This window comes from Actinomadura sp. NAK00032, from assembly GCF_013364275.1.
Lineage (GTDB): Bacteria > Actinomycetota > Actinomycetes > Streptosporangiales > Streptosporangiaceae > Spirillospora.
This window is the reverse complement of sequence record NZ_CP054932.1, coordinates 4,883,967-4,909,735: the sequence shown is the minus strand read 5'-3', so window position 1 is coordinate 4,909,735 and position 25,769 is coordinate 4,883,967. Positions and strand designations below refer to the sequence as shown.

The 25,769-nt window shown below is 75.1% G+C and carries 24 protein-coding genes; 15 read left to right on the top strand and 9 right to left on the bottom strand.

The genetic code is table 11. The features are described from left to right. Positions 1 to 2 precede the first annotated feature (2 nt). A complete protein-coding gene (locus HUT06_RS22850; RefSeq protein ID WP_176197595.1) occupies positions 3 to 1,502 on the bottom strand; it encodes a TldD/PmbA family protein in 1,500 nt (499 codons plus the stop codon). A gap of 166 nt (positions 1,503 to 1,668) precedes the next feature. Between HUT06_RS22850 and HUT06_RS22845 the strand changes: the two genes are divergently transcribed. Both HUT06_RS22845 and fabI read left to right on the top strand, forming a co-directional pair. Beyond that, positions 1,669 to 2,373 (top strand): beta-ketoacyl-ACP reductase, encoded by a 705-nt coding sequence (locus tag HUT06_RS22845; RefSeq protein WP_089326020.1) that lies wholly within the window; start codon positions 1,669 to 1,671, stop codon positions 2,371 to 2,373. 5 nt (positions 2,374 to 2,378) lie between these two features. Continuing rightward, positions 2,379 to 3,164: an enoyl-ACP reductase FabI gene (gene fabI / locus HUT06_RS22840; RefSeq protein WP_176197594.1), complete on the top strand. Its 786-nt coding sequence runs from the start codon at positions 2,379 to 2,381 to the stop codon at positions 3,162 to 3,164. 94 nt (positions 3,165 to 3,258) lie between these two features. Here the strand turns inward: fabI and HUT06_RS22835 are convergent, their stop codons facing one another. From HUT06_RS22835 to HUT06_RS22825, 3 genes are all read right to left on the bottom strand, one after another. Then, the gene (locus HUT06_RS22835; protein WP_176197593.1) at positions 3,259 to 3,927 is read right to left on the bottom strand and encodes a hypothetical protein; all 669 of its coding nucleotides are present in this window, start codon (positions 3,925 to 3,927) and stop codon (positions 3,259 to 3,261) included. Between the two features lie 146 nt (positions 3,928 to 4,073). Next, a complete protein-coding gene (locus HUT06_RS22830) occupies positions 4,074 to 5,999 on the bottom strand; it encodes a helix-hairpin-helix domain-containing protein (RefSeq protein ID WP_254715334.1) in 1,926 nt (641 codons plus the stop codon). Then, a complete protein-coding gene (locus HUT06_RS22825) occupies positions 5,996 to 6,949 on the bottom strand; it encodes an aldo/keto reductase (RefSeq protein ID WP_176197592.1) in 954 nt (317 codons plus the stop codon). Before HUT06_RS22825 ends, HUT06_RS22830 begins: the two co-directional genes overlap by 4 nt. A 142-nt stretch (positions 6,950 to 7,091) precedes the next feature. Between HUT06_RS22825 and HUT06_RS22820 the strand changes: the two genes are divergently transcribed. After that, entirely contained in the window at positions 7,092 to 7,721 is a 630-nt protein-coding gene (locus HUT06_RS22820) for a hypothetical protein (protein ID WP_176197591.1), read from the top strand. Positions 7,722 to 7,739: 18 nt separating this feature from the next. Here HUT06_RS22820 and corA read toward each other — a convergent pair whose 3' ends face one another. Beyond that, positions 7,740 to 8,720: a magnesium/cobalt transporter CorA gene (corA, locus tag HUT06_RS22815; protein WP_176197590.1), complete on the bottom strand. Its 981-nt coding sequence runs from the start codon at positions 8,718 to 8,720 to the stop codon at positions 7,740 to 7,742. Between the two features lie 58 nt (positions 8,721 to 8,778). Here corA and HUT06_RS22810 point away from each other — a divergent pair, with 58 nt between their 5' ends. The 8 genes from HUT06_RS22810 (at position 8,779) to mshC (ending at position 16,926) form a co-directional block, all read left to right on the top strand. Next, entirely contained in the window at positions 8,779 to 9,492 is a 714-nt protein-coding gene (locus HUT06_RS22810) for an MSMEG_4193 family putative phosphomutase (protein WP_176197589.1), read from the top strand. Positions 9,493 to 9,502: 10 nt separating this feature from the next. Further along, a complete protein-coding gene (locus tag HUT06_RS22805; protein WP_176197588.1) occupies positions 9,503 to 10,051 on the top strand; it encodes a DUF3090 domain-containing protein in 549 nt (182 codons plus the stop codon). 53 nt (positions 10,052 to 10,104) lie between these two features. After that, positions 10,105 to 10,956 (top strand): SCO1664 family protein, encoded by an 852-nt coding sequence (locus HUT06_RS22800; RefSeq protein ID WP_176197587.1) that lies wholly within the window; start codon positions 10,105 to 10,107, stop codon positions 10,954 to 10,956. 45 nt (positions 10,957 to 11,001) lie between these two features. Continuing rightward, a complete protein-coding gene (locus HUT06_RS22795; RefSeq protein ID WP_176197586.1) occupies positions 11,002 to 11,766 on the top strand; it encodes an NRDE family protein in 765 nt (254 codons plus the stop codon). Between the two features lie 111 nt (positions 11,767 to 11,877). Further along, positions 11,878 to 13,662, top strand: coding sequence for an ABC transporter substrate-binding protein (locus HUT06_RS22790; protein ID WP_176197585.1), 1,785 nt, complete (start codon positions 11,878 to 11,880; stop codon positions 13,660 to 13,662). Then, positions 13,659 to 14,642: an ABC transporter permease gene (locus tag HUT06_RS22785; protein ID WP_176197584.1), complete on the top strand. Its 984-nt coding sequence runs from the start codon at positions 13,659 to 13,661 to the stop codon at positions 14,640 to 14,642. The genes HUT06_RS22790 and HUT06_RS22785 overlap by 4 nt, the downstream gene beginning before the upstream one ends. 7 nt (positions 14,643 to 14,649) lie before the next feature. Continuing rightward, the gene (locus HUT06_RS22780; protein ID WP_176197583.1) at positions 14,650 to 15,594 is read left to right on the top strand and encodes an ABC transporter permease; all 945 of its coding nucleotides are present in this window, start codon (positions 14,650 to 14,652) and stop codon (positions 15,592 to 15,594) included. A gap of 102 nt (positions 15,595 to 15,696) precedes the next feature. Beyond that, complete coding sequence (gene mshC, locus HUT06_RS22775) at positions 15,697 to 16,926, top strand: cysteine--1-D-myo-inosityl 2-amino-2-deoxy-alpha-D-glucopyranoside ligase (protein WP_176197582.1); 1,230 nt, start codon at positions 15,697 to 15,699, stop codon at positions 16,924 to 16,926. A gap of 24 nt (positions 16,927 to 16,950) precedes the next feature. Here the strand turns inward: mshC and HUT06_RS44685 are convergent, their stop codons facing one another. The 4 genes from HUT06_RS44685 to HUT06_RS22755 all read right to left on the bottom strand — a co-directional run bounded on the left by HUT06_RS44685 (position 16,951) and on the right by HUT06_RS22755 (position 20,840). Beyond that, the gene (locus tag HUT06_RS44685; protein ID WP_254715333.1) at positions 16,951 to 18,516 is read right to left on the bottom strand and encodes a serine/threonine-protein kinase; all 1,566 of its coding nucleotides are present in this window, start codon (positions 18,514 to 18,516) and stop codon (positions 16,951 to 16,953) included. A gap of 39 nt (positions 18,517 to 18,555) precedes the next feature. Beyond that, positions 18,556 to 19,089, bottom strand: coding sequence for a TrmH family RNA methyltransferase (locus HUT06_RS22765; RefSeq protein WP_217711402.1), 534 nt, complete (start codon positions 19,087 to 19,089; stop codon positions 18,556 to 18,558). Positions 19,090 to 19,293: 204 nt separating this feature from the next. Next, positions 19,294 to 20,148 carry a PAC2 family protein gene (locus HUT06_RS22760; RefSeq protein ID WP_176197580.1) on the bottom strand — a complete coding sequence of 285 codons (855 nt, stop codon included), beginning with the start codon at positions 20,146 to 20,148 and terminating at the stop codon, positions 19,294 to 19,296. A 233-nt stretch (positions 20,149 to 20,381) separates the two neighbouring features. Beyond that, positions 20,382 to 20,840 (bottom strand): universal stress protein, encoded by a 459-nt coding sequence (locus tag HUT06_RS22755; RefSeq protein ID WP_176197579.1) that lies wholly within the window; start codon positions 20,838 to 20,840, stop codon positions 20,382 to 20,384. Between the two features lie 189 nt (positions 20,841 to 21,029). Between HUT06_RS22755 and HUT06_RS22750 the strand changes: the two genes are divergently transcribed. The 4 genes from HUT06_RS22750 to HUT06_RS22735 all read left to right on the top strand — a co-directional run bounded on the left by HUT06_RS22750 (position 21,030) and on the right by HUT06_RS22735 (position 25,755). After that, positions 21,030 to 21,713, top strand: a complete 684-nt coding sequence (locus HUT06_RS22750; protein WP_176197578.1) for an HAD family phosphatase — start codon at positions 21,030 to 21,032, stop codon at positions 21,711 to 21,713. A gap of 309 nt (positions 21,714 to 22,022) precedes the next feature. After that, positions 22,023 to 22,463, top strand: a complete 441-nt coding sequence (locus HUT06_RS22745; protein WP_176197577.1) for a hypothetical protein — start codon at positions 22,023 to 22,025, stop codon at positions 22,461 to 22,463. Positions 22,464 to 22,948: 485 nt separating this feature from the next. Next, positions 22,949 to 23,941 carry an ABC transporter permease gene (locus HUT06_RS22740; RefSeq protein ID WP_176197576.1) on the top strand — a complete coding sequence of 331 codons (993 nt, stop codon included), beginning with the start codon at positions 22,949 to 22,951 and terminating at the stop codon, positions 23,939 to 23,941. A 53-nt stretch (positions 23,942 to 23,994) separates the two neighbouring features. After that, complete coding sequence (locus HUT06_RS22735; RefSeq protein ID WP_176197575.1) at positions 23,995 to 25,755, top strand: ABC transporter substrate-binding protein; 1,761 nt, start codon at positions 23,995 to 23,997, stop codon at positions 25,753 to 25,755. Positions 25,756 to 25,769: the final 14 nt, after the last annotated feature.

The following is a 25,769-nucleotide window of genomic DNA, read 5'->3' as shown; positions in this document are numbered from 1 at the left end:
GGTCACTGGCCGGCCTCCTTCAGCGTGTTGAGGATGTTGACGCCGCGAAACAGCGCGGACGGGCAGCCGTGGCTGACGGGCGCGACCTGCCCGGGCTGGCCCTTGCCGCAGTTGAACGCGCCGCCGAGCACGTAGGTCTGGGGGCCGCCGACGGCCTCCATGGAGTTCCAGAAGTCGGTGGTGGTGGCCTGGTAGGCGACGTCGCGGAGCTGCCCGGCCAGCCGCCCGTTCTCGATCTTGTAGAAGCGCTGGCCGGTGAACTGGAAGTTGTACCGCTGCATGTCGATCGACCAGCTCTTGTCGCCGGCGATGTAGATGCCGCGCTCGACGCCGGCGATCAGCTCGTCGGTGGAGGGGCCGCCCTCGGCGGGCTTGAGGGAGACGTTCGCCATCCGCTGGATCGGCATGCTGGACGCCGCGTCGGCGAACGCGCAGCCGTTGGAGCGGCCGGCGCCGGTGAGGCGGGCGATGCGCCGGTCGGTCTGGTACCCGGTGAACAGGCCCTCGGACACGATGTCGAACGACTGGGTCCGCACGCCCTCGTCGTCGTAGCCGATGGTGGCGAGGCCGTGCTCGGTGGTGCGGTCCCCGGTGATGTTCATGACCTTGGACCCGTACTGCAAGGCGCCGAGCTTGTCGGGGGTGGCGAAGGAGGTGCCGGCGTAGGCGGCCTCGTAGCCGAGGGCCCGGTCGAGCTCGGTGGCGTGCCCGATCGACTCGTGGATGGTCAGCCACAGGTTCGACGGGTCGATGACGACGTCGTAGGCGCCGGGGTCGACGCTCGGCGCGGCGAGCTTCTCGGCGAGCAGCTCGGGGATGCGGGCGAGTTCGCCGTCCCAGTCCCAGTGGTCTCCGGTCAGCCACTCCCACCCGTATCCGGCGGGCGGCGCGAGCGTGCGCATGGTGTCGAACAGCCCGCCGGCGATGCCGACGGCGTTCACGACGGGGTGCAGGCGGACGCGCTGCTGGGTGGTGACGGTCCCGGCGAGGTCGGCGAAGAACTTGTTCTCCTTGACCTGCAGCAGCGTCGCGTCGACGTGGTCGACGCGGTCGTCGCCGAGCAGCCGGCGGCTCCACCCGGCCAGCAGCGCGACCTTCTCGCCGGTCGGCACGGCGAACGGGTCGGTCTCGTAGGACGACACCCACGTCCGCTCCCCGTGCACGGGTTCGGGGGCGAGTTCGATGGGCTCGCGGTTGACGGGCCCCGCGACGGCGGCGACCTCGACGGCCTGCGCGGCGACGCGCGCGGCCCCGTCGGGGGTGAGGTCGATGCCGGCGGCGAAGCCCCAGGTGCCGTCCTTGACGACGCGGACGGACAGGCCGACGTCGTCGGCGTCCAGCGCGGTCTCCAGGGCGGCGTCGTGGAGCCGGAGGGTCTGGCTGCGGATGCGTTCGAGGCGGAAGTCGGCGTGCTCGGCGCCCAGCTCGCGGGCCCGGGTGAGGGCCGCGTCGGCCAGCGCGCGGAGCGGCAGCGCCGTGAAGGCGGGATCGATGTCATGCACCTTCCGCAACCTACCCGCCGCGCCCGCGCGGGGCCGAGAACAAATGCGGGTCGCGGGTTCTTGTCGGTTCGGCACATCCGCAGGGCGCGGCGCGGGCCGCTAGGGTCGTGCCGAGTCTTCCGAGTACGGACGTCTTCTGAGCACGCAAGTCGACGAGAGGGTCATGATGAGTCGCTCTGTCCTCGTGACCGGCGGTAACCGGGGCATCGGCCTGGCGATCGCCCGCGAGCTGGCCGCGGCGGGCGACGCGGTCGCCGTCACCTACCGGTCGGGGGAGCCCCCCGAGGGGCTGTTCGGCGTCCGCTGCGACGTGACCGACGCCGAGGACGTCGACGCGGCGTTCGGCAAGGTCGAGGCTGAGCAGGGCCCCGTCGAGGTGGTCGTCGCCAACGCGGGCATCACCAAGGACACGCTGCTGGCCATCATGAGCGAGGACACGTTCACCTCCGTGCTCGACACGAACCTGACGGGTTCGTTCCGGGTCGCGAAGCGGGCCGTGAAGGGCATGATGCGCAAGCGGTCCGGGCGGATCGTGCTGGTGTCGTCGGTCGTCGGGCTGATGGGGTCGCCGGGGCAGTCGAACTACGCGGCGTCCAAGGCGGGCATGGTCGGGTTCGCCCGGTCGCTGGCCCGCGAGCTCGGCTCCCGCAACATCACGGTGAACGTGGTGGCGCCCGGGTTCGTCGACACCGACATGACGGCCGTGCTCAGCGAGGACCAGCAGAAGGCCATCACCGCGGCGGTCCCGCTCGGGCGGATCGCGCGGCCGGAGGAGATCGCGAAGGCGGTGCGGTTCGTCGCGAGCGAGGACGCCGCCTACATCACCGGGGCCGTGATCCCGGTCGACGGCGGACTGGGAATGGGGCACTGAACGGCATGGGCATTCTCGAAGGCAAGCGGATCCTGGTCACCGGCGTCCTCACCGACGCCTCGATCGGCTTCCACATCGCGCGGGTCGCGCAGGAGCAGGGCGCCGAGGTCGTCCTGACCGCCTACCCGCGCCCGACCCTCACGGCGCGGACCGCGAAGCGGCTGCCGACGGGGCCGGACAACCCGCCGCCGGTGATCGAGCTGGACGCCACCAGCGCCGAGCAGCTGGACGCCCTGGCCGGGAACCTGCGCGAGCAGGGCTTCGACCACCTCGACGGCGTCGTCCACGCGATCGCGTTCGCGCCGCAGACCGCGCTCGGCGGCGCGTTCCTGGAGACGCCGTGGGAGGACGTGGCGACGGCCGTGCACGCCTCGGCGTACTCGCTGAAGTCGCTGACGACGGCGTGCCTGCCGCTGATGAAGGACGGCGGCTCGGTCGTCGGCCTGGACTTCGACGCCACCAAGGCGTGGCCGGTGTACGACTGGATGGGCGTGGCGAAGGCCGGCCTGGAGTCGTGCGCCCGCTACCTGGCCAAGTACCTGGGCCCGCAGGGCATCCGGGTGAACCTGGTCGCCGCCGGTCCGCTGGCGACGATGGCGGCCAAGAGCATCCCCGGCTTCGAGGGCATGACGGACATGTGGCCGAAGGCGGCCCCGCTCGGCTGGGACATCAAGGACAGCGAGCCCACGGCCCGCGCCTGCGCGGCGCTGCTGTCGGACTGGTTCCCGGCCACCACGGGCGAGATCGTCCACGTCGACGGCGGCATCCACGCCATCGGCGGCGCGTACTAGCCGTACCGGCCCCGCACGTCCTTAAGGCCGGCGCCAGGTGCTCTCCGCACCGGCGCCGGCCTTCGCGCGTCAGCGTGTCCGCGCCGGCGGCGGGTCAGCGCGCCGCGCGCCGGCGGCGGAGGGCGCGTCCGGCGACGCTGAGGTTGAGGGCGCCGGCCGCTCCGGCGGCACCGGCCGCGGCGGCGACGAGCAGCAGCTGCCGGTCGTCCTGCCCGCCGCCGGCGCCGGAGGCGGCGACGGGGGAGATCAGCCGGGTCTGCGGCATGGCGGCGGTGCCGCCCACGCCGGTCCGGTGGGCGCTCGGGTCGGCGGCGATCTGCGGTGTCGGCAGGACGCCGGGCAGCCCCGCGGGCGGGACCTCGCCGTCGTAGGGCCGCAGGCCCGCGCCGCCGGTCATGGGGGACGGCCCGGACGGGTCCGCGGCCCGGCCGCGGCTCGGCGGCGCGGCGGGCCGGCGCGGCTTGGCCGCCGTCTTCTTCTTCGCGGTCTTCTTGGTGCTCTGCGCGGTGGTCTTCGTCGGCGCCGGCTTCGCGGTGGTCTTCGTCGGCGCGGGGGTCGGCGCCGGCGTCTTCGGGGTGAGGGCCTCGCGCAGGTTGCCGAGGTTGCACTTCCAGTTCTCGATCGTGCTCTCGGGGTCGGTGCCCTTCTTGCACTCCTGCGCCGCCGCCGCCGCGTCGGCGGGCGGTGCGGCCAGGACGAGGACGAGCGCCCCCGCCGAGACCGCCGCCGAAGCCGTACCGAGCCGCCTGAGCCCCTGGGGCATGTCGCTCCTCCACCCGATGCCGTGCCTGAAACCGCCGCCCTGCCGGGCCTTCACGCGCCTGACCCTGTTGACATCGTGTCCCATACGGGCCCGCCCGTAAACCGCGACACGGTGGTTTCTTTACCTCGCGTTGGCCTCGGTGCGCCTCACTGGCGGACGAGTGACGCAAGGCGGGTGCGCCGCGGCGGCGGGCCCCCGTCGCGCACGGCCGCGGCCAGCGCCGGCCCGGCCGCCTGCACGACCGACAGGTGCCGCGTCGCCAGCCCGAACGCGGTGGCCACCAGCGGCCGCGACAGCCCCTCGGCGGGCAGCACCGCCACGACGGCGGGGCGGCGCGTCCCGCGCGCCAGCGCGACGGGCACGGCCCAGCCGTGCCGCAGCCGGGCCGCGTCCGCCGGGGCGACGGTGGCCGGGCCGGCGGGGAAGTCGATGTCGAGGCCGTGCGGGCCGCCGCCGGCCACCGTGCCGGTCTCGCCGACCGCGGCCTGGGGGAGCGGCGCGGCCACGACGACCCGGTCGCCGGGGTCCATCCCGCCGAACGCGCCGGGCCCAGGGTTCAGCCGGGCCTTCAGCGCCGCGTTGAGCGCGCCCGCGCCCGCCGGGCCGCCCGCGGCGGGCGCGACGGCCTGGACGTCCCCGGCGGGGATGCCGAGCGCGCGGGGGATGGAGTCGGTGACCAGCTGCACGGCCCGGTGCACCGCCTCGCCCGGATCGGCGGCGGGCACGATGACGACCTCCCGGTCGGGCGCGTCCACGGCGGGCAGGTCGCCGCCGCGCACCGCCGCCGCCAGCACGCCGAGCGGGCCGGACGGCGGCGCCGCGTCGAGCGTGACGACGGGGACGGTCTCCGACGCCTCCAGGTCGTCCAGCGGCCGGCCCGGCCCGGCGGGCGGCGCGGCGCCGGGCTCGGCGCACAGCAGCAGGTGGGCGCCGTCCGGGCACGCCTCCGCCAGCGCCGCGCACAGCTCGACGTCGAGCGCGGACGCGTCCGACACCACGAGCAGGTCGAGGTCGAGGGGGTGCCGCTCGCCGCGCCCGTAGGCGACGCCGCCGGGCGCCTCCCGCGGTTCCAGGAGCCGGTGCAGGCCGGTGACCGCCGCGCCCCCGGCGGCGGGCAGCCCGGCGGCGGCGCGGTCGGTCGGCGCCGCGACGGCGGCCCGCAGCCCGGCGCCCGCGGCGGCGCCGGCGATCCCGGCGGCGGCCGCGGCGAGGCCGTCGGCGTCGCCGCGCAGGACGCTGACGCCGGTGCGCAGCGCCGCGGTGAGCGCGAGCGACCGGTCCTCGGGCAGCCCGTCGCGCAGCTCCTTGACGGCGGCGTCGTCCAGCAGCGGCGCGGCGGTGAGCGTGAGCCGCTGGAACCCCTCGGCGGCGGCCTCCTCGGCGAGCGCCCACCGCTCCGCGCCGAGCATCTCCTCGGGCTCCTCCGGCTCGGCGTCCTCGTCGAAGGACTCCTCGTCGAACTCCGGCTCCTCGGTGAGGGACAGGACCTCGGCCTCGTCCAGCGCGGCCTCCACGGCGGCGCGCGGGTCCGGGACGCGGGCGCGCTCCAGCGCCGCGACCACCTCGGCGGCGGGCGTGACGGTGTGCCCCGCGCGCGCCGCCTCGGTGAGCAGGTGCAGCACCAGCGCCCGGCCGCGCCGCGGGTCGCCCGGCCCCGCCGCGTCGCCGAGGACGGCGCGCGCGAAGTGGTCGGCCTGCGGGGGCCGGACGCCGGGGACGCGCAGCAGCCGCCACGGGTCGGCGCGCAGCCGGTCCGCGGCGTCCGGGCCGAGCCGGGCGAGGGCGCCGGCCGCGAGCGGCGCGGGCACGCCCGTCGCGGCGAACAGCTCGGACAGGGCGGCCGCCCCCTCGCGGTCGCTACGCCCGGACGCGGCCGGCAGCGGGGACGCGGCCGGCGGCGGGGAGGCGGGCGGCCCGCTCGCCGCGGGCCCGGGCTCTGGCTGGGCGCTCGCGGGCGCGCGGTCGTCCAGGGCCCCGGCGGCGGCCTCGGCCGCGCGCAGCGCCTCGGCCGCGCGCGCCGCCCGCTCGGCGGGGGTGGGGGTGTCGGATGCGGGTTCGGGGATGTCGGTCACGGGCTTCCCGTCGCGGTGTCGGAGACGTCGTCGAGCGCCCCCCGGATCTCGGTCGGCAGCGTCAGGTCCTCGCTCTCCAGGATCGCGCCGAGCTGCGCGGCGGTCCGGGCGCCGACGATCGGCGCGGCGACGCCCTCCCGGTCGCGGACCCACGCCAGCGCCACCGCGAGCGGGGACCGGCCGAGGCCCTCGGCGGCGGTCACCACCGACTCCACGATCCGGGCGCACTCCTCGTCGAGGTAGGGCGAGACGAAGTCGGCGAAGTGCGGGGCGGCGGCGCGCGACCCGGCGGGGATCCCGGTGCGGTACTTGCCGGTGAGCACGCCGCGGCCGAGCGGCGACCACGGCAGCAGCCCCGCCCCGGCGTCCAGCGCGGCCGGCACGACCTCCCGCTCGATGTCGCGGGCCAGCAGCGAGTACTCCAGCTGCGCCGACACCACCGGGGCGCGGCCCGGCCAGGCGCGCTGCCACGCGGCGGCCTTGGCGACCTGCCAGCCGGCGTAGTTGGCGACCCCGACGTAGCGGGTGCGGCCGGACGCGACCGCCTCGTCCAGCGCCGACAGCGTCTCCTCCAGCGGCGTCGCCGGGTCGTAGACGTGCAGCTGCCACAGGTCGACGTGGTCGAGGTCGAGCCGGTCCAGGGAGGCGTCCAGGGCGCCGAGCAGGTGCCGGCGGGACCCGTCGTAGCGGCCGTTCGGCCGGATCGCCGCCTTGGTGGAGACCACCAGGCCGTCCCGGTCGACGGTCTCGCGCAGCAGGTGGCCGAGGATCCGCTCGGCGACGCCGCCGGTGTAGACGTCGGCGGTGTCGATCAGCGTGCCCCCGGCGTCCACGAACGCGGCGAGCTGCGCCGCGGCCTCGTCCGGGTCGGTGTCCTGCCCCCAGGTCATGGTGCCGAGGCCCAGCCGGGACACCAGCAGCCCGCTCCTCCCGAGGTGACGCTCCTTCATAGGCGGTCAATGTAGCGGTCCGCGCCCGGCGCGCGGAAAGCGAGCGGCCGGCCGCGCGGATCCCCGAGGCCGCCGGGGTCCGGCGCGAAGATCCTGGTGAGCTCTATTGCCGGGGGCCGCCGCCGGGCTAAAGTGCGCAGCCATGGCGCCACCCCCGTTCTCCATGTACTCGCCGAGGTCGCCGGACGGCGACGGCGGCCCGGACGTGGCGCCGGTGTTCGGCGCGGGGCCGGGCGACGACCCCGGGTACCTGGCCTCGCTGCGCGCCGGGACCGAGCTCGGCCGGCTGCGGGCGATGATGCTGGTGCTGCTCGCCGCGCCCGTCCTCATCCTGGCGATCATGCCGCTGATCGTGGAGGACGGGCACGGGGACGCGCCGCCGTGGCTGTACGCGCCGCTCGCCGCCGCCGCGCTCGTCGCGCTGGCCGCCGGCCCCCGCGCGCCGCGCCCGATCCCGCCGGGCGCCGCGCCCGCCGACCCGGCGGTCGCGGCCCGCGCGGCGCTGCTGGTGTTCCGGCAGGCGGTCCTGCTGCGGTTCGCGCTGGCCGAGGGCGTCATCCTGCTCGGGCTGCCGCTGGCGATGGCCGGGCACAGCGAGGCGCTGTTCCTCGCCGGGTTCGCCGCCGGCTACCCGCTGCTGCTGTGGCTGGCGCTGCCCACGCGCGGCGGCGTGGAGCGGATGCGGCGGCGGCTGGAGGCGCGCGGCGCCGAGTCGCACCTGTGGGCCGTCCTGCTGGCCGCCCCGCAGTCCGCCCGTGACGAGGCGTCCTAGCCGCTCGCGGGCGCCGGGTCAGAGCCAGCCGCTGCGGCGCAGCCGCCGGAACAGCAGCACGCACGCGACCGCCATCACCCCGATGACCAGCGGGTACCCGAAGCTCCAGTGCAGCTCGGGCATGTGGTCGAAGTTCATCCCGTAGATCCCCGCGATCGCGGTCGGCACCGCGATGATCGCCGCCCACGCGGAGATCTTGCGCATGTCCTCGTTCTGCTGCTTGCCGAGCAGCGCCAGGTGCGCGGTCAGCACGCTGTTCAGCAGCTCGTTGTGCGCGTCGACCTGCTCGTCCACCCGCAGCAGGTGGTCCAGGACGTCGCGGAAGTACTCCCGGGTCGAGCCGCACTCGGCGACGCGGCCCTTGACGATCTCCTGCAGCACCGGGACGAGCGGGTCCTCGGCGCCGCGGAACTCCAGCACCTCCCGCTTGAGCGAGTAGATGTCGGCGGTGACGTCGCGGGCGCCCGGGTCGAACACGGCCCGCTCCAGCCCGATGATGTCGACCTCCACCTCGTGGGCGACGAGCCCGTACCGGTCGACGACCTCGTCGCACACCGCGTACAGCACGGCCGTCGCGCCGTGCGCGATCAGCTCCGCGTCGTCCTCCAGCCGCTTGCGGACGGGCCCGAGCGGGTTCCCGGCGCCGTGCCGGACCGTGACGACGAAGTCCCGGCCGAGGAAGACCATGATCTCGCCGACCTCGATGTCGGAGGTCTCGTCGAGGTAGGACAGCGTCTTCAGCACCACGAACAGGGTGTCGCCGTAGCGCTCCAGCTTGGGCCGCTGGTGCGCCGACACCGCGTCCTCGGCGGCCAGCGGGTGCAGGTTCAGCTCGTCCTTGACCAGCTCGAACTCGTCCTCGTCGGGCTCGAACAGGCCGATCCACAGGAAGCACTCGCCGTCCTCGCGGGCGAGGTCGAACGCGTCGCTGATGTCGCCGTCGATGTCGCGGCGCGTCCCGCCCGCGTAGATGGCCTTGTCCACGATCACGGCACGCATTGTCGCGCATCCGCGCCGCCCGCCGCCCGAATGCCCGGCATCTCCTAGAGTGGCCGCTGTGACGACCCTTCTCCTCGTGCGGCACGGCCTGACCGCGATGACCGGTCCGGTGCTCGCCGGCTGGACGCCCGGGGTGGCCCTCGACGGCCGCGGCCGCGCCCAGGCCGCCGCGCTCGCCGCCCGGCTCGCGCCCCTCCCCATCGCCGCCGTCGTGTCCAGCCCGCTGCAGCGGTGCGCCGAGACCGCCGAGGCGGTCGCCGCCGGGCACGCGCCGCCCATCGAGAAGGTCGAGACCGACGAGCGGTTCGGCGAGGTCCGCTACGGCGACTGGACGGGCCGCCCCCTCAAGGAGCTCGCCGAGGAGCCGCTGTGGCGGGTCGTGCAGGCCCACCCGAGCGCCGCCCGGTTCCCCGGCGAGGACGGCGAGTCCCTGGCCGCGGCGCAGCACCGCGCCGTCACCGCCGTCCGCGACTGGAACGAGCGCGTCGCCGCCGAGCACGGCCCGGACGCCCTGTACGCGGTGTGCAGCCACGGCGACATCATCAAGGCGGTCGTCGCCGACGCGCTCGGCCTGCACCTGGACCAGTTCCAGCGGATCCAGGCCGACCCCGCGTCCCTCACCGTGATCCGCTACACCGAGACGCGCCCGTTCGTGGTCCGCGTCAACGACACCGGCGGCGACGTGGCCGCGCTGGTTCCGGAACCGCCGCCGGAAGGTTCCGGAAAAGCCGGACTCGGGCCGGGTGACGCGCCCGTCGGCGGCGGCGCGTAGGGTCGGTGTCATGCCCGTCATCTCCTACGACCTGCCGGAGCGCTTCGTCGCCGGCGCCGTCGGGCGCCCCGGCGACCGCGCCTTCTACCTGCAGGCCCGCGCCGGCCGCCGGGTCACCAGCGTCGGGCTGGAGAAGTTCCAGGTGACGCTGCTGGCCGAGCGCCTGGAGGAGCTGCTGGACGAGGTGCTGCGGCGCAGCGGCGGCGACGCCCCGGTGCCCGCCGCCACCCCGGCCGAGCTCCAGGACGACGGCCCCCTCGACCAGCCGGTCGAGGAGGAGTTCCGGGTCGGCACGATGGCGCTCGCCTGGGACCCCGACGACGAGCAGGTCGTCATCGAGGCGCAGGAGGTCACCGAGACCGAGGAGGAGCCCGAGGTCGGCGACGACGACCCGGCGATCGCGGTGCTGCGGGTGCGGATCAGCGCCGCGCAGGCCCGCGCGTTCGCCGAGCGCGCGCTGAAGGTCGTCGCCGCCGGGCGGCCCCCGTGCCCGCTGTGCGGCCTGCCGCTGGACGGCGAGGGGCACGTGTGCCCGCGCCAGAACGGCTACATGGGCTGAGATGGGCCCTCATCGTGCTGGATCATGGACGCCGCGGCCGGGAGAATGAACGCATGACGCAGTCCTCCCGCGACCGGGCGCCCGCCGGCCGCGACTCAGGCCGGGGCGCCGCCCGCGGCTCCGGCCGCGACACGGGCCGCGACACGGGCCGGGGCGCCGGCCGGGACGAGCCCGCGCGCCCGGTCTCCCCCCGCGACGCGGACGCCGCCGAGCGGCTGCTGTCGGCGGGGTGCCTCGGCGTGGAGGGCCGCCTCGTCCAGGCGTCCAACGCCACCCTGTACTGCTCCATCGAGGACGGCGGCACCGCCGCCAACTGCGTCTACAAGCCCGTCGCGGGGGAGCGCCCGCTGTGGGACTTCCCCGACGGCACCCTCGCCGAGCGGGAGGTCGCCGCCTACGAGGTGTCCAAGGTCATGGGGTGGGGCACCGTCCCCCCGACCGTGCACCGCGACGGCCCCTACGGGCCCGGCATGGTGCAGCTGTGGGTCGAGCCCGACCCCGACGTCGACCTGGTCGCGCTGTCGCGCTCCGACGACGAGGCGGTCCGCCGCATGGCGGTGTTCGACGCCGTCGTCAACAACGCCGACCGCAAGATCGGGCACCTGCTGCCGCCGGGCGACGGCCGCGTCTACGGCTGCGACCACGGCGTGTGCTTCTCCACCGAGTACAAGCTGCGCACCGTGCTGTGGCAGTGGCGCGGCAAGCCGCTCACCCCCGAGGCGCTGGAGGCGCTCGGCCGGGTCGAGGCCGGCCTGCGCGGCGGCGCCCTCGGCGCCCGCCTCGGCGAGCTGCTCACCGCCGAGGAGGTCGACGCCACCCGCCGCCGCGTCGAGCTGATGCTCAAGCACCGCATCCACCCCTACCCGCCCGAGGACTGGCCCGCCATCCCCTGGCCGCCGCTCTAGCCCCCCGGCCGCCGGGCGAAACCGGCGGGATGCTCCAATTGGGGCATGTGTACGGCGATCATCAGCGTCGAGCCGTCGTCCCCGGTGCCCGTCCTCGTGGTGGGGGTGCGGGACGAGTTCGTCGCGCGGGAGTGGACCGGACCGGGACGCCACTGGCCGGACCGCCCGCGCCTGGTCGGCGGGCGGGACCTGCGCGCCGGCGGGACGTGGCTGGCGGTCGACCCGGACGCGCCGCGGGTCGCGGTGGTGCTGAACGGCCGCGGCCGGATGGCGCCCGAGGCCGCCCGGTCCTCGCGCGGGGAGCTGCCGCTGCGGGTCGCGGCCGACGGCAAGCTCGGCGACCCCGGCCTCGCCGCCTACGACCCGTTCCACCTCGTCGGCGCCGAACCGGACGGGGTGCGGCTGTGGAGCTGGGACGGGGAGACGCTCACCGAGCGCGGCCTCGGCCCCGGCCTGCACATGATCGTCAACAGCGGGCTCGAAGGCGAGGGGCAGCTGGAGGGGGAGACCGAGGACGCCTACATGGCGGCGCGGCTCGCCCACTTCCGGCCCCGGCTGGCCGCCGCGCCGCGCCCCGAGCCCGGCCCGGACGGGCCCGTGGAGCGGGCCTGGGGGGCCTGGCTCCCGCTGCTGAACGGCGACGGGCTGCCGCGCGCCGACCACCGGGCGCTGCTGCCGCTGCTCGACCTCGGCGAGGGGCGCGTGTGGGGCACCACCTCGGTCAGCCTCACCGCCCTCGGCGCGGGCGGCGTCCGGTACGACTTCTCCGCCGCCCCCGGCGACGGCGAAGCCTGGACGCGGGTGCTGTAGAGCCCGGCGGCCGGCCCCGCGCGGCATGCGGTCAGCGCCCGCGGCGCGCTCCGCGCGGGGTGGCGCGAACGCCTGCGGACGCGTGACGCTGGGTGCTAAATTGGCTACTTAATGCGATCTTCGTCGGGGGTGGCGCGGGGGAGGGCGGCCGCGGCCGGTCTCGCCGCGGTGCTCGCGCTCATGGCGGTGCCGGCGGTCGCCGCGGGCTGCGGCGGCGAGGAGCGGGGCGTCGCGGGCGGGACGCTGCGGGTCGCCGGGTCCTCCGACGTCGACCACCTCGACACCGCCGCCGCCTACAGCACCTGGAGCGGGCTGCTCAGCCGCCAGTACGCGCGCACCCTGTTCGGGTTCGCGGCGTCCAACGACTTCGCCGAGGCCGTCAAGGTGCGCCCGGACGTGGCGCTGGAGGTCCCGACCGCCGGCAACGGCGGCGTCAGCGCCGACGGCCGCACCTACACGATCCGGCTCCGCGACGGCGTCCGGTGGAACACCGACCCGCCGCGGGAGGTGACCGCCGCCGACTTCGTCCGCGGCATCAAGCGGGTCTGCAACCCGGCCGTCCCGTCCGGCGGCAGGGCCTACTACACCGAGACCATCGCCGGGATGGCCGAGTTCTGCGCCGGGTACGCCGAGGTCGACCCGCGCAGCGCCGCCGCCATGGCCCGCTACCAGCGCGGCAACGACGTGGCGGGGCTCGCCGCCAGGGACGCCAAGACCCTCGTCGTGACGCTCGAGCGGCCCGCGAGCGACCTCCCCGACCTGCTCGCCCTGGAGTTCGCGGCGGCGGCGCCCGCCGAGTACGACCGCTACGTCCCCGACAGCCCCGAGTTCCGGCGGCACACCGTCTCCGACGGCCCCTACCAGATCACCTCCTACACGCCCGGGAAGCGGTACGTCCTGGACAGGAACCGCGCCTGGCGGGCCGCGTCCGACCCGATCCGCGCGCAGCACCCCGACCGCATCGCAATCACCCTCGGGCACGACACCCCCGAGGAGGTGCAGCGGCTGCTGGAGAAGGGCGCCGCCGACCTGTCCTGGGACCAGCCCGTCCCGTCCGCGGCGATCCCGCGGCTGCGCGGGGACCGCCGCTTCGCGGTCATGGAGGGCTCGGCGCTCAGCCCCTACCTCGTGTTCAACACCCTCAGCCCGAACAACGGGGGCGCCCTCGGCAAGGCCGAGGTCCGCCGCGCGATCAGCTACGCCGTCGACAAGGCCGCGGTGGTGCGCATCCACGGCGGCCCCGACATCGCCGAGGTCCTCGACCAGGTCATCCCGCCGCGCAGCGTCGGCCACCAGCGCTTCGACCTGTACCCGACGCCCGGCGACGCCGGCGACCCCGCCGCCTGCCGGCGGATGCTCGCCCGCGCCGGGTACCCCCGCGGGCTGACGCTCCGCTTCCCCTACCGGGTCAGCGGCAACCACCCGCGGACCGCCCGGTCCATCGCCGACGACCTGGCCGCCTGCGGCATCGCCACCGAAACCCGCCCCGACACCAGCGGCGCCTTCTACTCCTCGACCCTCGCCACCCCCGCCGACGCCCGCGCCGGGAGATGGGACATCGCCGCGCCCGGCTGGGTGCCCGACTGGTACGGCAACAACGGCCGCGCCACCATCGTCCCGCTGTTCGACGGGCGCCACTACGGCCCCAACTCCACCGACTACGGCGGCTTCCACGACCCCGCCGTCGACCGCCTCATCGACCGGGCGCTCGGCGCCCGCGACGTCGCCGACGCCTCCGGGTACTGGGCGCAGGCCGACCGCCGCATCATGGAGAGCGCCCCGGTCGTGCCGCTGATCAACCCGCGGACCCCGATCTTCCGCTCCGCCCGCGTCGAGAACGCCCGCTACCTGCCCCAGTACCGCGCCTACGACCTCAACCAGGTCACGTTCTCATGACCGGTTACGCCGACCTCGGCACCCGCAGGCCGCCGCCGCCCGGCACCGCCGCGCCCCCCGGCGCGCCCGACCCGGTGCGCGGGCGCGGCCCGTCCCGGCTCGCCTGGGACCGGTTCCGCCGCGACCGCACCGCCGTCGCCGCCCTCGCCGTGCTGCTGGCCGTCATGGCGTTCGCCGCGCTGGCGCCGCTGTGGGCGCACCTGACCGGCCACCCCTACGACGCGACGTTCCCCGGCACCGGCCTGGACGCGGGCGGCCGGCCGCGCGGCCCCGGCGCCCGGTTCCCGCTCGGCGCCGACCAGCTCGGCCGCGACGTCCTGGTCCGCGCCGCCTACGGCGCGCGGATCTCGCTGACCGCCGGGATCGGCGCGGCGGTGCTCGCCTCCGCCGCCGGCACCCTCGCCGGCACCCTCGCCGGGTTCGCCGGCGGCGCCGTGGACGCGCTGCTGGCCCGGCTGATGGACATGATCCTCGCGCTGCCCTACCTGCTCGTGGCGATCATGCTGGCGAGCACCTTCCAGATCTCCTCGCCCAGCGCGAGCCTCGCCATGACGGTCCTGGTCATCGCGTTCTTCTCGTTCGCCGCCTACGGCCGCACCATCCGCGGCCAGGTGCTGTCGCTGAAGGAGCGGCAGTTCATCGAGGCCGCCCGCGCGCTCGGCGCCTCCAACGCGCGGATCATGGTCGGCGACGTGCTGCCGAACCTGGCCGCGCAGATCACCGTGCTGACCTCGCTGCTGATCCCGTCCTCGATCGTGTCGGAGGCGACGCTGTCGTTCCTCGGCGTCGGGGTGCGGCCGCCGATGCCGAGCTGGGGGTCGATGCTCGCCGAGGGCGGCGACGTGTTCCGCACCGCCTGGTGGCTGCTCGCCGTCCCCGGCGGCCTGCTGCTGGCGACCACGCTGGCGTCCACGGTGCTCGGCGACGGCGTCCGCAACGCCCTCGGCCCGCGCGGCGACCACGCCGCCGCCGGGAGGTGACCCGACCGTGCCCCGCTTCGTCCTCCGCCGCCTGCTGTACGCGGCCGTCGTGCTGTGGCTGGTGGCCACGCTGACGTTCGTGATGCTGCACGTCTCGCCCGTCCCGGTGGACCGCGTCATCGGCGGGCCCCGCGCGACCGCCGCGACGCTCGCGCAGATCCGCGCCAACCTCGGCCTGGACCGGCCCCTGCTCGTCCAGTACTGGGAGTTCCTCGCGCGGCTGCCGCGCGGCGACCTCGGCGACTCCTACGTCAACGGGACGCCGGTCACGGCGCTGATCGGCGAGCGGCTCCCGACGACGCTGTGCCTGGTGGCGGGCGCGGCGGTGCTGTGGTTCGCCGGCGGCGTCGCCACCGGCGTGTCCGGCGCCGCGCGGGCCCGCGGCCCGTGGGACCGGGCCGTCACCGTGTTCGTCGCGGCGGGCCTGTCCACCCCGCCGTTCGTGATGGCGCTGGCGCTGCTGTACCTGTTCACGGCGGGGCTCGGCGCGGGCGGCGTCCACGTCTTCGAGGCCGGCCCGCCGCTGCAGGAGCACTTCCTGCGCCGGATGGTCCTGCCGTGGTTCGCGCTGGCGTTCCTGATGATGGCCGCCTACACCCGCCTCACCCGCGGCGCGATGCTGGACGTGCTCGGCGAGGACTACGTCCGCACGGCCCGCGCCAAGGGCCTGCCGGAGGGCCGCGTCCTCCGGCGGCACGCGCTGCGCGCGGCGCTGACCCCGGTCGCCACCCAGCTCGGCATCGACCTCGGCGCCCTGATCGGCTCCACGATCGTCACCGAGAAGGTGTTCGGGCTGCAGGGCGTGGGGCAGTTGGTCTACCAGTCCATCGCGGCCGGCGACACCCCGGTGATCATCGGGGTGACGCTGCTGGTGACGTTCGCGGTGACCGTCGCGAACCTCGTGGTGGACGTCGGCTACGCCGTCCTGGACCCGCGCGTCCGCCTCGCCTGACGGGCCGGGCCGCCGGGGCGCCGGACACCGGGCCGGGCACCGGGGGACACATCACATGATCTCGGAGTAAGCGTGCGAGCTGCGCATGGATAAGCTTTCGGTATGCGATCGTGGCCCGCCTCCGAAGTCCCCAGCCTGCCCGCCGCGGGCCTGCCCGCCGCCGACCGTCCGCTGAGTCTCCACGACACCGGCACCGGCGCGGCGCGGCCCACCGCCCCCGGCGGCACCGCCCGGATGTACGTGTGCGGCATCACCCCCTACGACGCCACGCACCTCGGCCACGCCAACACCTACCTGGCCTTCGACCTCGCCAACCGGGTCTGGCGCGACCTCGGCCACCGCGTCCACTACGTGCAGAACGCCACCGACGTCGACGACCCGCTTCTGGAACGTGCCCAGCAGACCGGCGAGGACTGGCGCGCCCTCGCCGACCGGGAGATCGAGCTGTTCCGCGAGGACATGGCCGCGCTGCGGATCCTGCCGCCCGACCAGTACATCGGCGCGGTCGAGGCGATCCCCCTCGTGGTGGAGATGATCGAGAAGCTGCGCGGCCGCGACGCCGCCTACGAGGTCGACGGCGACGTCTACTTCCCGGTCGCCGCCGACCCGTCCTTCGGCGCGGTCAGCCGGCTGGACCGCGCCGCCATGGCGCCGCTGTTCGCCGAGCGCGGCGGCGACCCGGACCGCCCCGGCAAGCGCGACCCCCTCGACGCGCTGCTGTGGATGGCGCGCCGCCCCGGCGAGCCCGGCTGGGAGTCGCCGTTCGGCGAGGGCCGCCCCGGCTGGCACGTGGAGTGCTCGGCGATCTCCGTGGAGTACCTCGGCATGGCGTTCGACGTCGAGGGCGGCGGCTCGGACCTGGCGTTCCCGCACCACGAGATGAGCGCCTCGCACGCCCAGGTCGCCACCGGCGAGCGCCCCCACGCCCGCGCCTACGTGCACGCCGGGATGGTCGGCCTGGACGGCGAGAAGATGTCGAAGTCGCGCGGCAACCTGGTGTTCGTGTCGAAGCTGCGGGAGTCGGGCGCCGACCCGATGGCGATCCGGCTGGCGCTGCTGGCCCGCCACTACCGCGCCGACTGGGAGTGGACCGCCGGCGCGCTGGAGGAGGCCGCCGCCCGCCTCGCCCGGTGGCGCGCGGCCGCCGCCCGCCCGTCCGGCGCGCCCGCCGCGCCGCTGGCCGCCGCCGTGCGCGGCCACCTCGCCGACGACCTGGACGCGCCCGCCGCGCTGGCCGCCGTCGACGCCTGGGCCGCCGCCGCCGGCACCGACGAGCGGGCCCCGGCCCAGGCCGGGGCGATCACCGACGCCCTGCTCGGCGTCGCGCTGTGACGTCCCCGTGACGCCCGGGGCGGCTCACCGCAGCACGTAGCACTCCCAGTCGCCGGGGTCCGAGGCGTCGCCGCGCAGGCGCGCCTCGGCCTCCGGCCGGTACTGCGACGCGCACACCGCCGTCATCGAGATCTTGGTGTCGACGCCGATGTCGCCGCCGCGCGGGACGCAGTACCAGTCGCGGACCCGGAACTCGGCGTCGCGCTCGCGGGCGCCGCAGTACCGGGCGGGGGAGGGGGACCCGAGCACCGCGGGCGCGGGCGGCGGGTCGCCGGTGGGCGGCGTGCCGCCGCCCCCGCCCTGCCCCGGCCGCGTGCCCTGCCCGGGGCCCGGCCGGGTCGGCGTCGCGCCGGGCGCCGATGTGCCGGGCCGCGGCCGGGTCGGCTCGGTCTCCGGCGGGCCGGACGAGGACCGGCTCGCCGTCGGCGCGGTCGCGGTCACCGGGCCCTGGCCGGGGGTGCCGGCAGCGGGCCCGCCGCCGCCCGGCCGGTCCAGCAGCGCGTACCCGCCGGCTCCGGCGGCGGCCGCGACGACCGCGGCCGCCGCGCCCGCCACCGCCCCGTAGCCCAGCCGCCGCCTCCGTGTGCGCCGCCCGCGCCGCCCGCCGGGACCGCCGCCGTCGGGTTCGGTGGACGCCGGCGGCAGCGTGTCGCCGCCGCCCGAGCCCCCCGCCGCGGGCACGGCGGGCATGGCGGGCACGGCGGGCAGGGCGTCGGCCGCCACGCTGTCCCCGGTGCCGGACGTGCTCCCGCCGGCGGTGGCGGCGGCGACGTCGAAGGCGTCGTCGTGGCCGACGAGCCGCAGCAGCAGCTGCGCCGCCGTCGGCCGCCGCGCCGGGTCCTTCGCCAGCGCCGCCGCGACCAGCGCGCCGAGCTCCCCGTCCAGGCCGCCGAGGTCGGGCTCGTGGTGCAGGACCCGGTACATGACGGCGGGGATGGAGTCGGCCCCGAACGGGGGCCGCCCGGTCGCGGCGAACGTCATCGTCGCGCCCCAGCCGAACACGTCCGCGGCGGCGCCGACGCTCCCGCCCGACACCTGCTCGGGCGCCATGTAGGCGGGGGTGCCGACGGCGCGGCTGCTCACCGCGCTGGCCGCGTCCAGCACCCGCGACAGCCCGAAGTCGATCACGCGGGGGCCGTCCGGGCCGAGCAGCACGTTGTGCGGCTTGAGGTCGCGGTGCACGACGCCCGCGCGGTGGATGGCCGTCAGCGCGCTGGCGGTGCTGACGGCGAGCCGGTCCAGCGCCCCGCCGGACAGGGGCCCGTCCCGCGCGACGGCGCGGTTCAGCGCCTCACCGGGGACGTACTCGCTGACCAGGTACGGGGTGTCCCCGGCGACCTCGGCATCCAGGAGCTGGGCGGTGCAGAACCGGGCGACCTGCTTGGCGACCTCCGCCTCGCGGACGAACCGGGCCCGCGCGGTGGCGTCGTCGTCGAACTGGACCTGCAGGAGCTTGACCGCCACCCGCTCCCCGCCGGCGCCCTCCCCGAGGTACACCGTGCCCTGGGCGCCGGACCCGAGCCGCCCGAGGAGCTCGTAGCGGCCGAGGCGGGCCGGGTCGTGCGGCCGCAGCGGCTGGGCCTCCGGCAAACCTGCGCTCCCTCCGGTCCGGTCGGTCATGGCAGCCCGTCACAGCAGGCCCGCCAGCTTATAGAGGACGAGCGAGCCGGCGACGGCCACGTTCAAGCTGCTGCCATGTCCCACCATAGGGATCTCCACGGCGAGGTCGAGCAGGTCGACGGCCTCCGCGGGGATGCCGGTCTGCTCGTGGCCCAGCACGGCGACCGTCCGGACGCGGGCGGCGGGCAGGTCGGCGAGCCGGACCGCCTCGTCCGCCAGCTCGACGCCGACGACGCGGGAACCGGCCCCGCGCTGGCGCTCCAGCCAGCGCAGCGGGTCGTTCACCCAGTGGACGCAGGCGGGCCGGCGCAGCGTGTTGCCGCGTTCGAGGGCCTCCGGCACCCAGGAGAACCGGGGGACGGCCAGGCACGCGCCGACCGCGTCGCAGGTGCGCAGCAGCGTCCCGAGGTTGGCGCCGTGCAGCGGCCACAGCGGCGCGGCGAGGAGGTGGTCCCAGCAGGAGTGGGCGTGGCGGCGGCGCTGCCGGCGCAGCTCGCGCGGGGCGCGGACCCGGATCGCCGGGCCGGCGGTCCGGCGGCTCACCGGCGCGGGGCGCCGCCGCCCTCCCGGAAGAAGCAGAAGATCATGATCGGCGCACTTGGCGGCGTGCGCGGGCCATCGCCGACGGCGGGGACGCCACCGAGTGTAACCCGCCGCCGCCCGCGATCCGCCGCCCGCGATCCGCCGCCCGCGATCCGCCGCCCGCGATCCGCCGCCCGCGATCCGCCGCCCGCGATCCGGCGGCCGCTAGCCGGGGCCGCGCCCGGGGTCGCGGCGGCGCAGGTAGCGCTCGAACTCGCGGGCGATCGCGTCGCCGCTCGCCTCCGGCAGCTCGGTGGCGTCCTTCTGCTCCTCCAGCGTCCGGACGTACTCGGCGACCTCGGAGTCCTCCTCGGCGAGCTCGTTGACGCCGTGCTCCCATGCGCGCGCCTCCTCGGGCAGCTCGCCGAGCGGGACGGTGACGTCCAGGAGGTCCTCGACGCGGCGCAGCAGCGCGAGCGTCGCCTTCGGCGACGGCGGCTGCGCGACGTAGTGCGGGACCGCCGCCCACAGCGACACGGTGTCGAGGTCGGCCTTGGCGCACGCGTCCTGCAGCACGCCGAGGATGCCGGTCGGGCCCTCGTAGCGGGCGGGCTCCAGGTGCAGGGTGCTGACCAGCCCGGCCTCCGACGCGGCCCCGGTCACCGGGACCGGGCGGGTGTGCGGCGCGTCGGCCAGCAGCGCGCCCAGCAGCACGACGTTGCGGATCTCCAGCTCCAGCATCAGCCCGACCAGCTCGCGGCAGAACGACCGCCACCGCATGTTCGGCTCGATCCCGTGCAGCAGGACGACGTCCTTGCCGTTCGGCAGCCGCGCCCACGACACCCGGGTCGTCGGCCAGGTGATGCCGCGGGTCTCCCCGTCGGACATCTCCACGATCGGGCGGGTGACCTGGAAGTCGTAGTAGTCGTCGGGATCGAGCTCGGCGATGGGCACCGCTTCCCAGGTCGACTCCAGATGCGCGATCACCCCGCTGGCGGCCTCCCCGGCGTCGTTCCACCCCTCAAAGGCGGCCACGAGCACCGGATCGACGAGTTCCGGCACGCTTTCGAGCTCGACCACGCGCTGCCTCCTTCCGACGCCCAGGTACAGCGTCACCGACGGGGGCCGTCATTCCCGGGGTCGGGGGCCCCGCTCATGATCGGTGGCTGTCAGCCTACGTCCTGACAGTGACCTACCCCACCCCCGAAGGGCCAGACCCCCGCCCTGTACGCCCGCGGCGGAACTCCGGGGCGGGACGCGGCGGCGGCGGGACGCGGCGGAGGCGGGGTGCGGGACGGGGGCCGGCGCGGGGGTCACTTGCCGTCGGTGGTGTGCACGATCAGCACGTCGCAGGGCGCCCGGTGCGACAGGTTCGCCGGGACCGACCCGAGGATCCGGCCCGCCAGGCTGTTCAGCCCCCGGTTGCCGATCACGACCAGCTCGGCGCCGCGCTCCTTGGCGACCCGGGAGATCACGTCGACGGCGTCGCCCTCCACCGCCACCTGGTCGATGTCGAGCGCGCCCGCCGCGACCGCGCGCTCGCGCGCCGCCCGCAGCGCGTCGTCGGCGGGCGTCGAGCCCTGCACCTTGTACGCCAGGTCCCCGAGCCGGTCGGCGGCGCTGGCGCGCTCGCGCTCGGGCATGGGGCTGTAGGCGGAGGCCAGCAGGAGGGTGGCGCCGGTGGCGGCGGCCAGCTGCGCGGCGCGGTCCACCGCGCGGAACGAGGAGTCCGAGCCGTCGGTGCCGACGAGGATGATGCGGTACGCGCTCATGCCGTTCCTTACCCGTTGGTAGTCACTGCAGGCACGGTATCGGGCCGGTGACCCATCCGTCACCGTCTCTTTGCACACCTCGTCCAAAAGCGGCCGGTGAGGGGGCCGGCGGGCACCCGCGATCACGCGGTTATGGTGGGGATACATGAGCACCCCCACAGCGCGTCCCCCGCATCCGGGACGGCGCGCATGAGCGCCGGTACCCGCGGCGGCCTGCAGGCCGTGATGTTCGACATGGACGGCCTCCTCATCGACTCCGAGCACGTCTGGCTGGAGGTCGAGACGGAGGTCATGGCCTGGCTCGGCGGCGAGTGGACCCCCGCCCACCAGGAGCGGCTCGTCGGCGGCTCCATCGCGATCGCCGTCGACTACATGCTGGAGCTGACCGGCGCCTCCGCCGACCCGGCGGAGATCGCCCGGCGGATGCTGGACGGCATGACCGAGCGCCTCACCGCCTGCGTCCCGATGATGCCCGGCGCCAAGGAGCTGCTCGCCGCGGTCCGCGCGGCGGGCGTCCCGGCGGCGCTGGTGTCCTCCAGCCACCGCCGGCTGATCGAGCCGGTGCTGGACGCGATCGGCCGCGAGCACTTCGCGCTGAGCGTCGCCGGCGACGAGGTCTCCCGCACCAAGCCCGACCCCGAGCCGTACCTGACGGCCGCCGCGCGGCTGGGCGCCGACCCGGCCCGCTGCGTCGTCCTGGAGGACTCCCCGAACGGGGTCGCGGCGGGGGAGGCGGCGGGCTGCGCGACGGTCGCCGTCCCGGGCGTCCTGCCGATCCCGCCCGCGCCGGGCCGCACCGTGGTCGCCTCGCTGCGCGAGGTCGACGTGGACCTGCTGCGCGCCCTGGCGGCCGGCGCGCCCTCGCCCGGCTGACACCGCCCGGCTGACACCGCCCGGCTGACACCGCCCGGCTGACACCGCCCGGCTGACACCGCCCGGCTGACACCGCCCGGCTGACACCGCCCGGCTGACACCGCCCGGCCGGCGCCGCCCGGCCGGCGCCGAGGCTGATACCGCCCGGCTGGTACCGGAGGACTGGCTCCGGGGGAGCGGTCCGCAGGAGCGCGCTCCCGCCGCAGGAGGAGGCCGGCCGGGCCGGGAACCGTCCGCCGGGAGGAGCGGTTCCGCCGTCCCGCGTGTGACGATGGGAGGGAGGACCACCGTTCGGAATGAGGGGCCGGCATGAGCGACGCAGCCATTTTCGCGATCAGCCTCGGGGTGACCCTGGTCGGTCTGGTGATCAGCTGGGGCGCCTACCGCCGCCGCGGCGCGGGCACCGGCCTGCGCGGCGCGGCGCTGTCCCTGGTGCCGCTGGCGGCGGCGATGACGGGGGTGACGGAGTTCTTCGTCGACCTGGCGTTCAGCCCGGTGAAGTGGGCGGGCGTCGGGGTGGCGGGCCTGGCCGTCCTGCTCTACCTGACGTCGGGGGCGATGCTGAGCCGCCGCGCGGGCGGCGAGGACGCGGGCTCGGACGCGGGCGCGGGCCGGGCCGCCGGGGACGGCGGGCGCAAGGCCGCCGGGCGCGCCAAGTCCAAGGGCGCGGTGGAGGGGCCCGCGCGGGGCGGCGGCGACCCGGAGATGGCCGAGATCGAGCGCATCCTGCGCGACCGCGGCATCTCCTGACCCGGCCCGGCCGGCCCGGAGCGGCCGGGCGCGCGCGACGCGCCCGGCGGACCGGCGGGCCGGGGCGCCTCCGTGCGGTGCTCACGTGCCGCGGAGGCGCCCCGGCCCGCCGGTTTCCTGTGCCGCGTGTTGCTCCAGTGGGCTGACCTGCGGAGAATCGGTCTCAGATCGGACTCGGTACGGTAAAGCTTGGCGGTCTAGACCGCCGTTGAGTTGCCTGTCCGGGTGGAGTTGAACGTACTATTCGGGCGATTTGTCCGACCAGCTGTGCGGACGCGTGTGCCCCAGATGACGACGAGATCACAAGTCAGATACGGGTACTGGCGAAGCCCGCTTCACGGATGGACAGTCGTGCCCGAAGGACTACGTTTCCCTTCAGCAAACGCGGCGTAACGGGCACGGAGGCAGCGGATGATCTCCGCGGCCGCCGGCCGGACGCCGGCGGCATGGCCGAACCAGTGGCCGAACGGTAGGAGGTATGGAGCGTGGCCGCACCCATTGAGGTGACCGGGTCCGACACCGAGGCGCAGCCGGAATCGGTCCTCGTCGGTGTCGACAGCAAGAAGATCCAGGGACGCTCCCTCGGTCAGATCGCCTGGATGAGGCTCAAGCGCGACAAGGTCGCGCTGACCGGCGCCGTGGTGGTCATCCTGCTCATCCTGCTGGCGATCTTCGGTCCGTACTTCGTGCAGGACCCGCTGGCCTACCACCAGAACCTGATCGACCCGACCTACAACCGGCCGAAGAGCGGGTTCTGGCACTCGGGCATCAGCAGCGAGCACTGGTTCGGCGTCGAGCCGGGCAGCGGCCGCGACCTGCTGGCCCGCATCGTCCACGGCGCCCGGATCTCGCTGCTGGTGTCGTTCCTCGCGACGCTGCTGTCGGTGCTCATCGGGACCGTGATGGGCATCATGGCCGGCTACTTCGGCGGCTGGGTCGACTACGTCATCAGCCGCGCCATGGACGCCTTCCTGGCCTTCCCGCTGCTGCTGTTCGCGATCGCGCTGGTCGGCGTCATGTCCGACGGGGCCTTCGGGCTGTCGGGCAACGGGCTGCGCGTCTCGGTCCTGATCGTGGTCATCGGGTTCTTCAACTGGCCCTACATCGGCCGCATCATCCGCGGCCAGACCCTGTCGCTGCGCGAGCGCGAGTTCGTCGACGCCGCGCGCAGCATGGGCGCCCGCAACTCCTACGTGCTCTTCAAGGAAGTCCTGCCGAACCTGGTCGCGCCGATCCTGGTCTACTCGACCCTGCTGATCCCGACCAACATCCTGTTCGAGGCGGCGCTGTCGTTCCTCGGCGTCGGCGTCATCCCGCCCACGCCGTCGTGGGGCGGGATGCTCACGCTCGCCGTGCCGATCTACTCCTCGGACCCGATGTACATGATCATCCCCGGTATGGCGATCTTCATCACCGTCCTCGCCTTCAACCTCTTCGGTGACGGGCTGCGGGACGCTCTCGACCCTCGGTCCAAGTGACTCGGGTCCATCGGACCCGTCTATTTGAAGGGGTGCGCCTGCACATGAACAAGATGAGACCAATCGCGGTCTTCGCGGCCGGGGTGGTCGCGGCCGCGGGGCTCGCCGCCTGCGGCGGCGGCGACTCGGGCAGCGGCTCGGGCAGCGGCCCGGGATACAACGCCGGCGTGAACGAGGTCGTCAACAAGTCGGACAAGAAGGGCGGCACCCTCAAGCTCGCCGAGTCCGACGACTTCGACTCGCCGGACCCGGGCAACACCTACTACGCCTACTCCCAGAACATCGCCCGCCAGTACGGGCGGGGCCTGACGACGTTCAAGCCCGCCGCCGGCAAGGAGAGCCTGGAGGTCATCCCCGACCTCGCCACGGACCTGGGCACCTCCAGCGACGGCGGCAAGACCTGGACGTACAAGCTGCGGACCGGCGTCAAGTTCGACGACGGCACCACGGTCACCTCCAAGGACGTGAAGTACGCGGTCGAGCGCAGCAACTTCAGCAGCGAGCTGCAGTCCGGGCCGAAGTACTTCAAGCAGTACCTCGTCGACAACAAGCCCGCCTACAAGGGCCCCTACGAGGACAAGTCCGACGAGGGCCTGAAGTCGATCGAGACCCCCGACGACCAGACGATCGTGTTCCACCTGAAGGAGCCGTTCGCCGAGTTCGACTACCTGGTCGCCATGTCGCAGACGATGCCCGTGCCGAAGGCCAAGGACACCGGCCTGAAGTACGAGACCTCGATCGTCTCGTCCGGCCCGTACAAGGTCGACAACTACACGCGCGGCAAGTCCATGACGCTGTCGCGCAACCCGCACTGGAACCAGAGCACGGACCCGATCCGCAAGGCCCTGCCTGACAAGATCGAGATCCAGCTCAAGCAGAACGCCGACGACATCGACCAGCGCCTGCTCGCCGGCTCGCTGGACATGGACATGGCCGGTGTCGGCGTCCAGTCGGGCACGCAGCCGAAGGTGCTGACCGACGCGCAGAAGCCGTACGTGGACAACCCCGTCCAGGGCTTCCTGCGGTTCATGTCGCTGAACGTGCACGTGAAGCCGCTCAACAACGTCCACTGCCGGATCGCCGTGCAGTACGCGACCGACAAGGTCGCCGCGCAGACGGCCTACGGAGGCCCGCTGGCCGGCGGCGACATCGCCACCACGGTGCTGCCCCCCTCGGTCGACGGCTACACCAAGTTCGACCTGTACCCGCAGAAGCAGGCCGCGGGCGGCAACGGCCTCGACGAGGCCACGATGAACAAGGCCAAGGAGGAGCTGAAGGCCTGCGGCCAGCCCAACGGCTTCAGCACCAAGATCTCGGCCCGGTCCGACCGGCCGAAGGAAGTCGCCATGGCCCAGGCGATCCAGCAGAGCCTGGCCAAGGTCGGCATCAAGGTCGACCTGGTGCAGTTCCCGGCCGGTGACTACTTCAGCAAGTACGTCGGCGTGCCGAAGTACGTCCACGAGCACGGCGTCGGCATGATGATCATGGCGTGGGCGGCGGACTGGCCGACCGGCTACGGCTTCCTCGCCCAGATCGCCCACGGCGACGCCATCAAGCCGTCCGGGGGCAACAACCTGGCCGAGCTGGACGACCCCAAGGTCAACGAGGGCCTCGACGCCGCCATCGCCAACCCGGACAAGGCCGCCCGGATGAAGGCGTACGGCGAGGTCGACAAGCTGATCATGGGGACCGCCACCGAGGTGCCGCTGGTCTACGCCAAGGCGCTGATGTACCGGCCGAAGCGCGTCACCAACGCCGGCATCACCTACGCCTACGGCGGCATGTACGACTACCTCAACATGGGCGTGGAGTAACACTCCGCTCGTCC

Excerpts from the sequence above, each read along its gene's own strand:
- HUT06_RS22795 (WP_176197586.1), top strand. The coding sequence starts at position 11,002 with ATGTGTACGGCGATCATCAGCGTCGAGCCGTCGTCCCCGGTGCCCGTC.
- HUT06_RS22805 (WP_176197588.1), top strand. The coding sequence starts at position 9,503 with ATGCCCGTCATCTCCTACGACCTGCCGGAGCGCTTCGTCGCCGGCGCC.
- HUT06_RS22835 (WP_176197593.1), bottom strand. The coding sequence starts at position 3,927 with ATGCCCCAGGGGCTCAGGCGGCTCGGTACGGCTTCGGCGGCGGTCTCG.
- HUT06_RS22845 (WP_089326020.1), top strand. The coding sequence starts at position 1,669 with ATGAGTCGCTCTGTCCTCGTGACCGGCGGTAACCGGGGCATCGGCCTG.
- fabI (WP_176197594.1), top strand. The coding sequence starts at position 2,379 with ATGGGCATTCTCGAAGGCAAGCGGATCCTGGTCACCGGCGTCCTCACC.
- HUT06_RS22745 (WP_176197577.1), top strand. The coding sequence starts at position 22,023 with ATGAGCGACGCAGCCATTTTCGCGATCAGCCTCGGGGTGACCCTGGTC.
- HUT06_RS22755 (WP_176197579.1), bottom strand. The coding sequence starts at position 20,840 with ATGAGCGCGTACCGCATCATCCTCGTCGGCACCGACGGCTCGGACTCC.
- HUT06_RS22800 (WP_176197587.1), top strand. The coding sequence starts at position 10,105 with ATGACGCAGTCCTCCCGCGACCGGGCGCCCGCCGGCCGCGACTCAGGC.
- mshC (WP_176197582.1), top strand. The coding sequence starts at position 15,697 with ATGCGATCGTGGCCCGCCTCCGAAGTCCCCAGCCTGCCCGCCGCGGGC.
- HUT06_RS22735 (WP_176197575.1), top strand. The coding sequence starts at position 23,995 with ATGAGACCAATCGCGGTCTTCGCGGCCGGGGTGGTCGCGGCCGCGGGG.
- HUT06_RS22820 (WP_176197591.1), top strand. The coding sequence starts at position 7,092 with ATGGCGCCACCCCCGTTCTCCATGTACTCGCCGAGGTCGCCGGACGGC.
- HUT06_RS22750 (WP_176197578.1), top strand. The coding sequence starts at position 21,030 with ATGAGCGCCGGTACCCGCGGCGGCCTGCAGGCCGTGATGTTCGACATG.
- HUT06_RS22825 (WP_176197592.1), bottom strand. The coding sequence starts at position 6,949 with ATGAAGGAGCGTCACCTCGGGAGGAGCGGGCTGCTGGTGTCCCGGCTG.
- corA (WP_176197590.1), bottom strand. The coding sequence starts at position 8,720 with ATGCGTGCCGTGATCGTGGACAAGGCCATCTACGCGGGCGGGACGCGC.
- HUT06_RS22790 (WP_176197585.1), top strand. The coding sequence starts at position 11,878 with ATGCGATCTTCGTCGGGGGTGGCGCGGGGGAGGGCGGCCGCGGCCGGT.
- HUT06_RS22785 (WP_176197584.1), top strand. The coding sequence starts at position 13,659 with ATGACCGGTTACGCCGACCTCGGCACCCGCAGGCCGCCGCCGCCCGGC.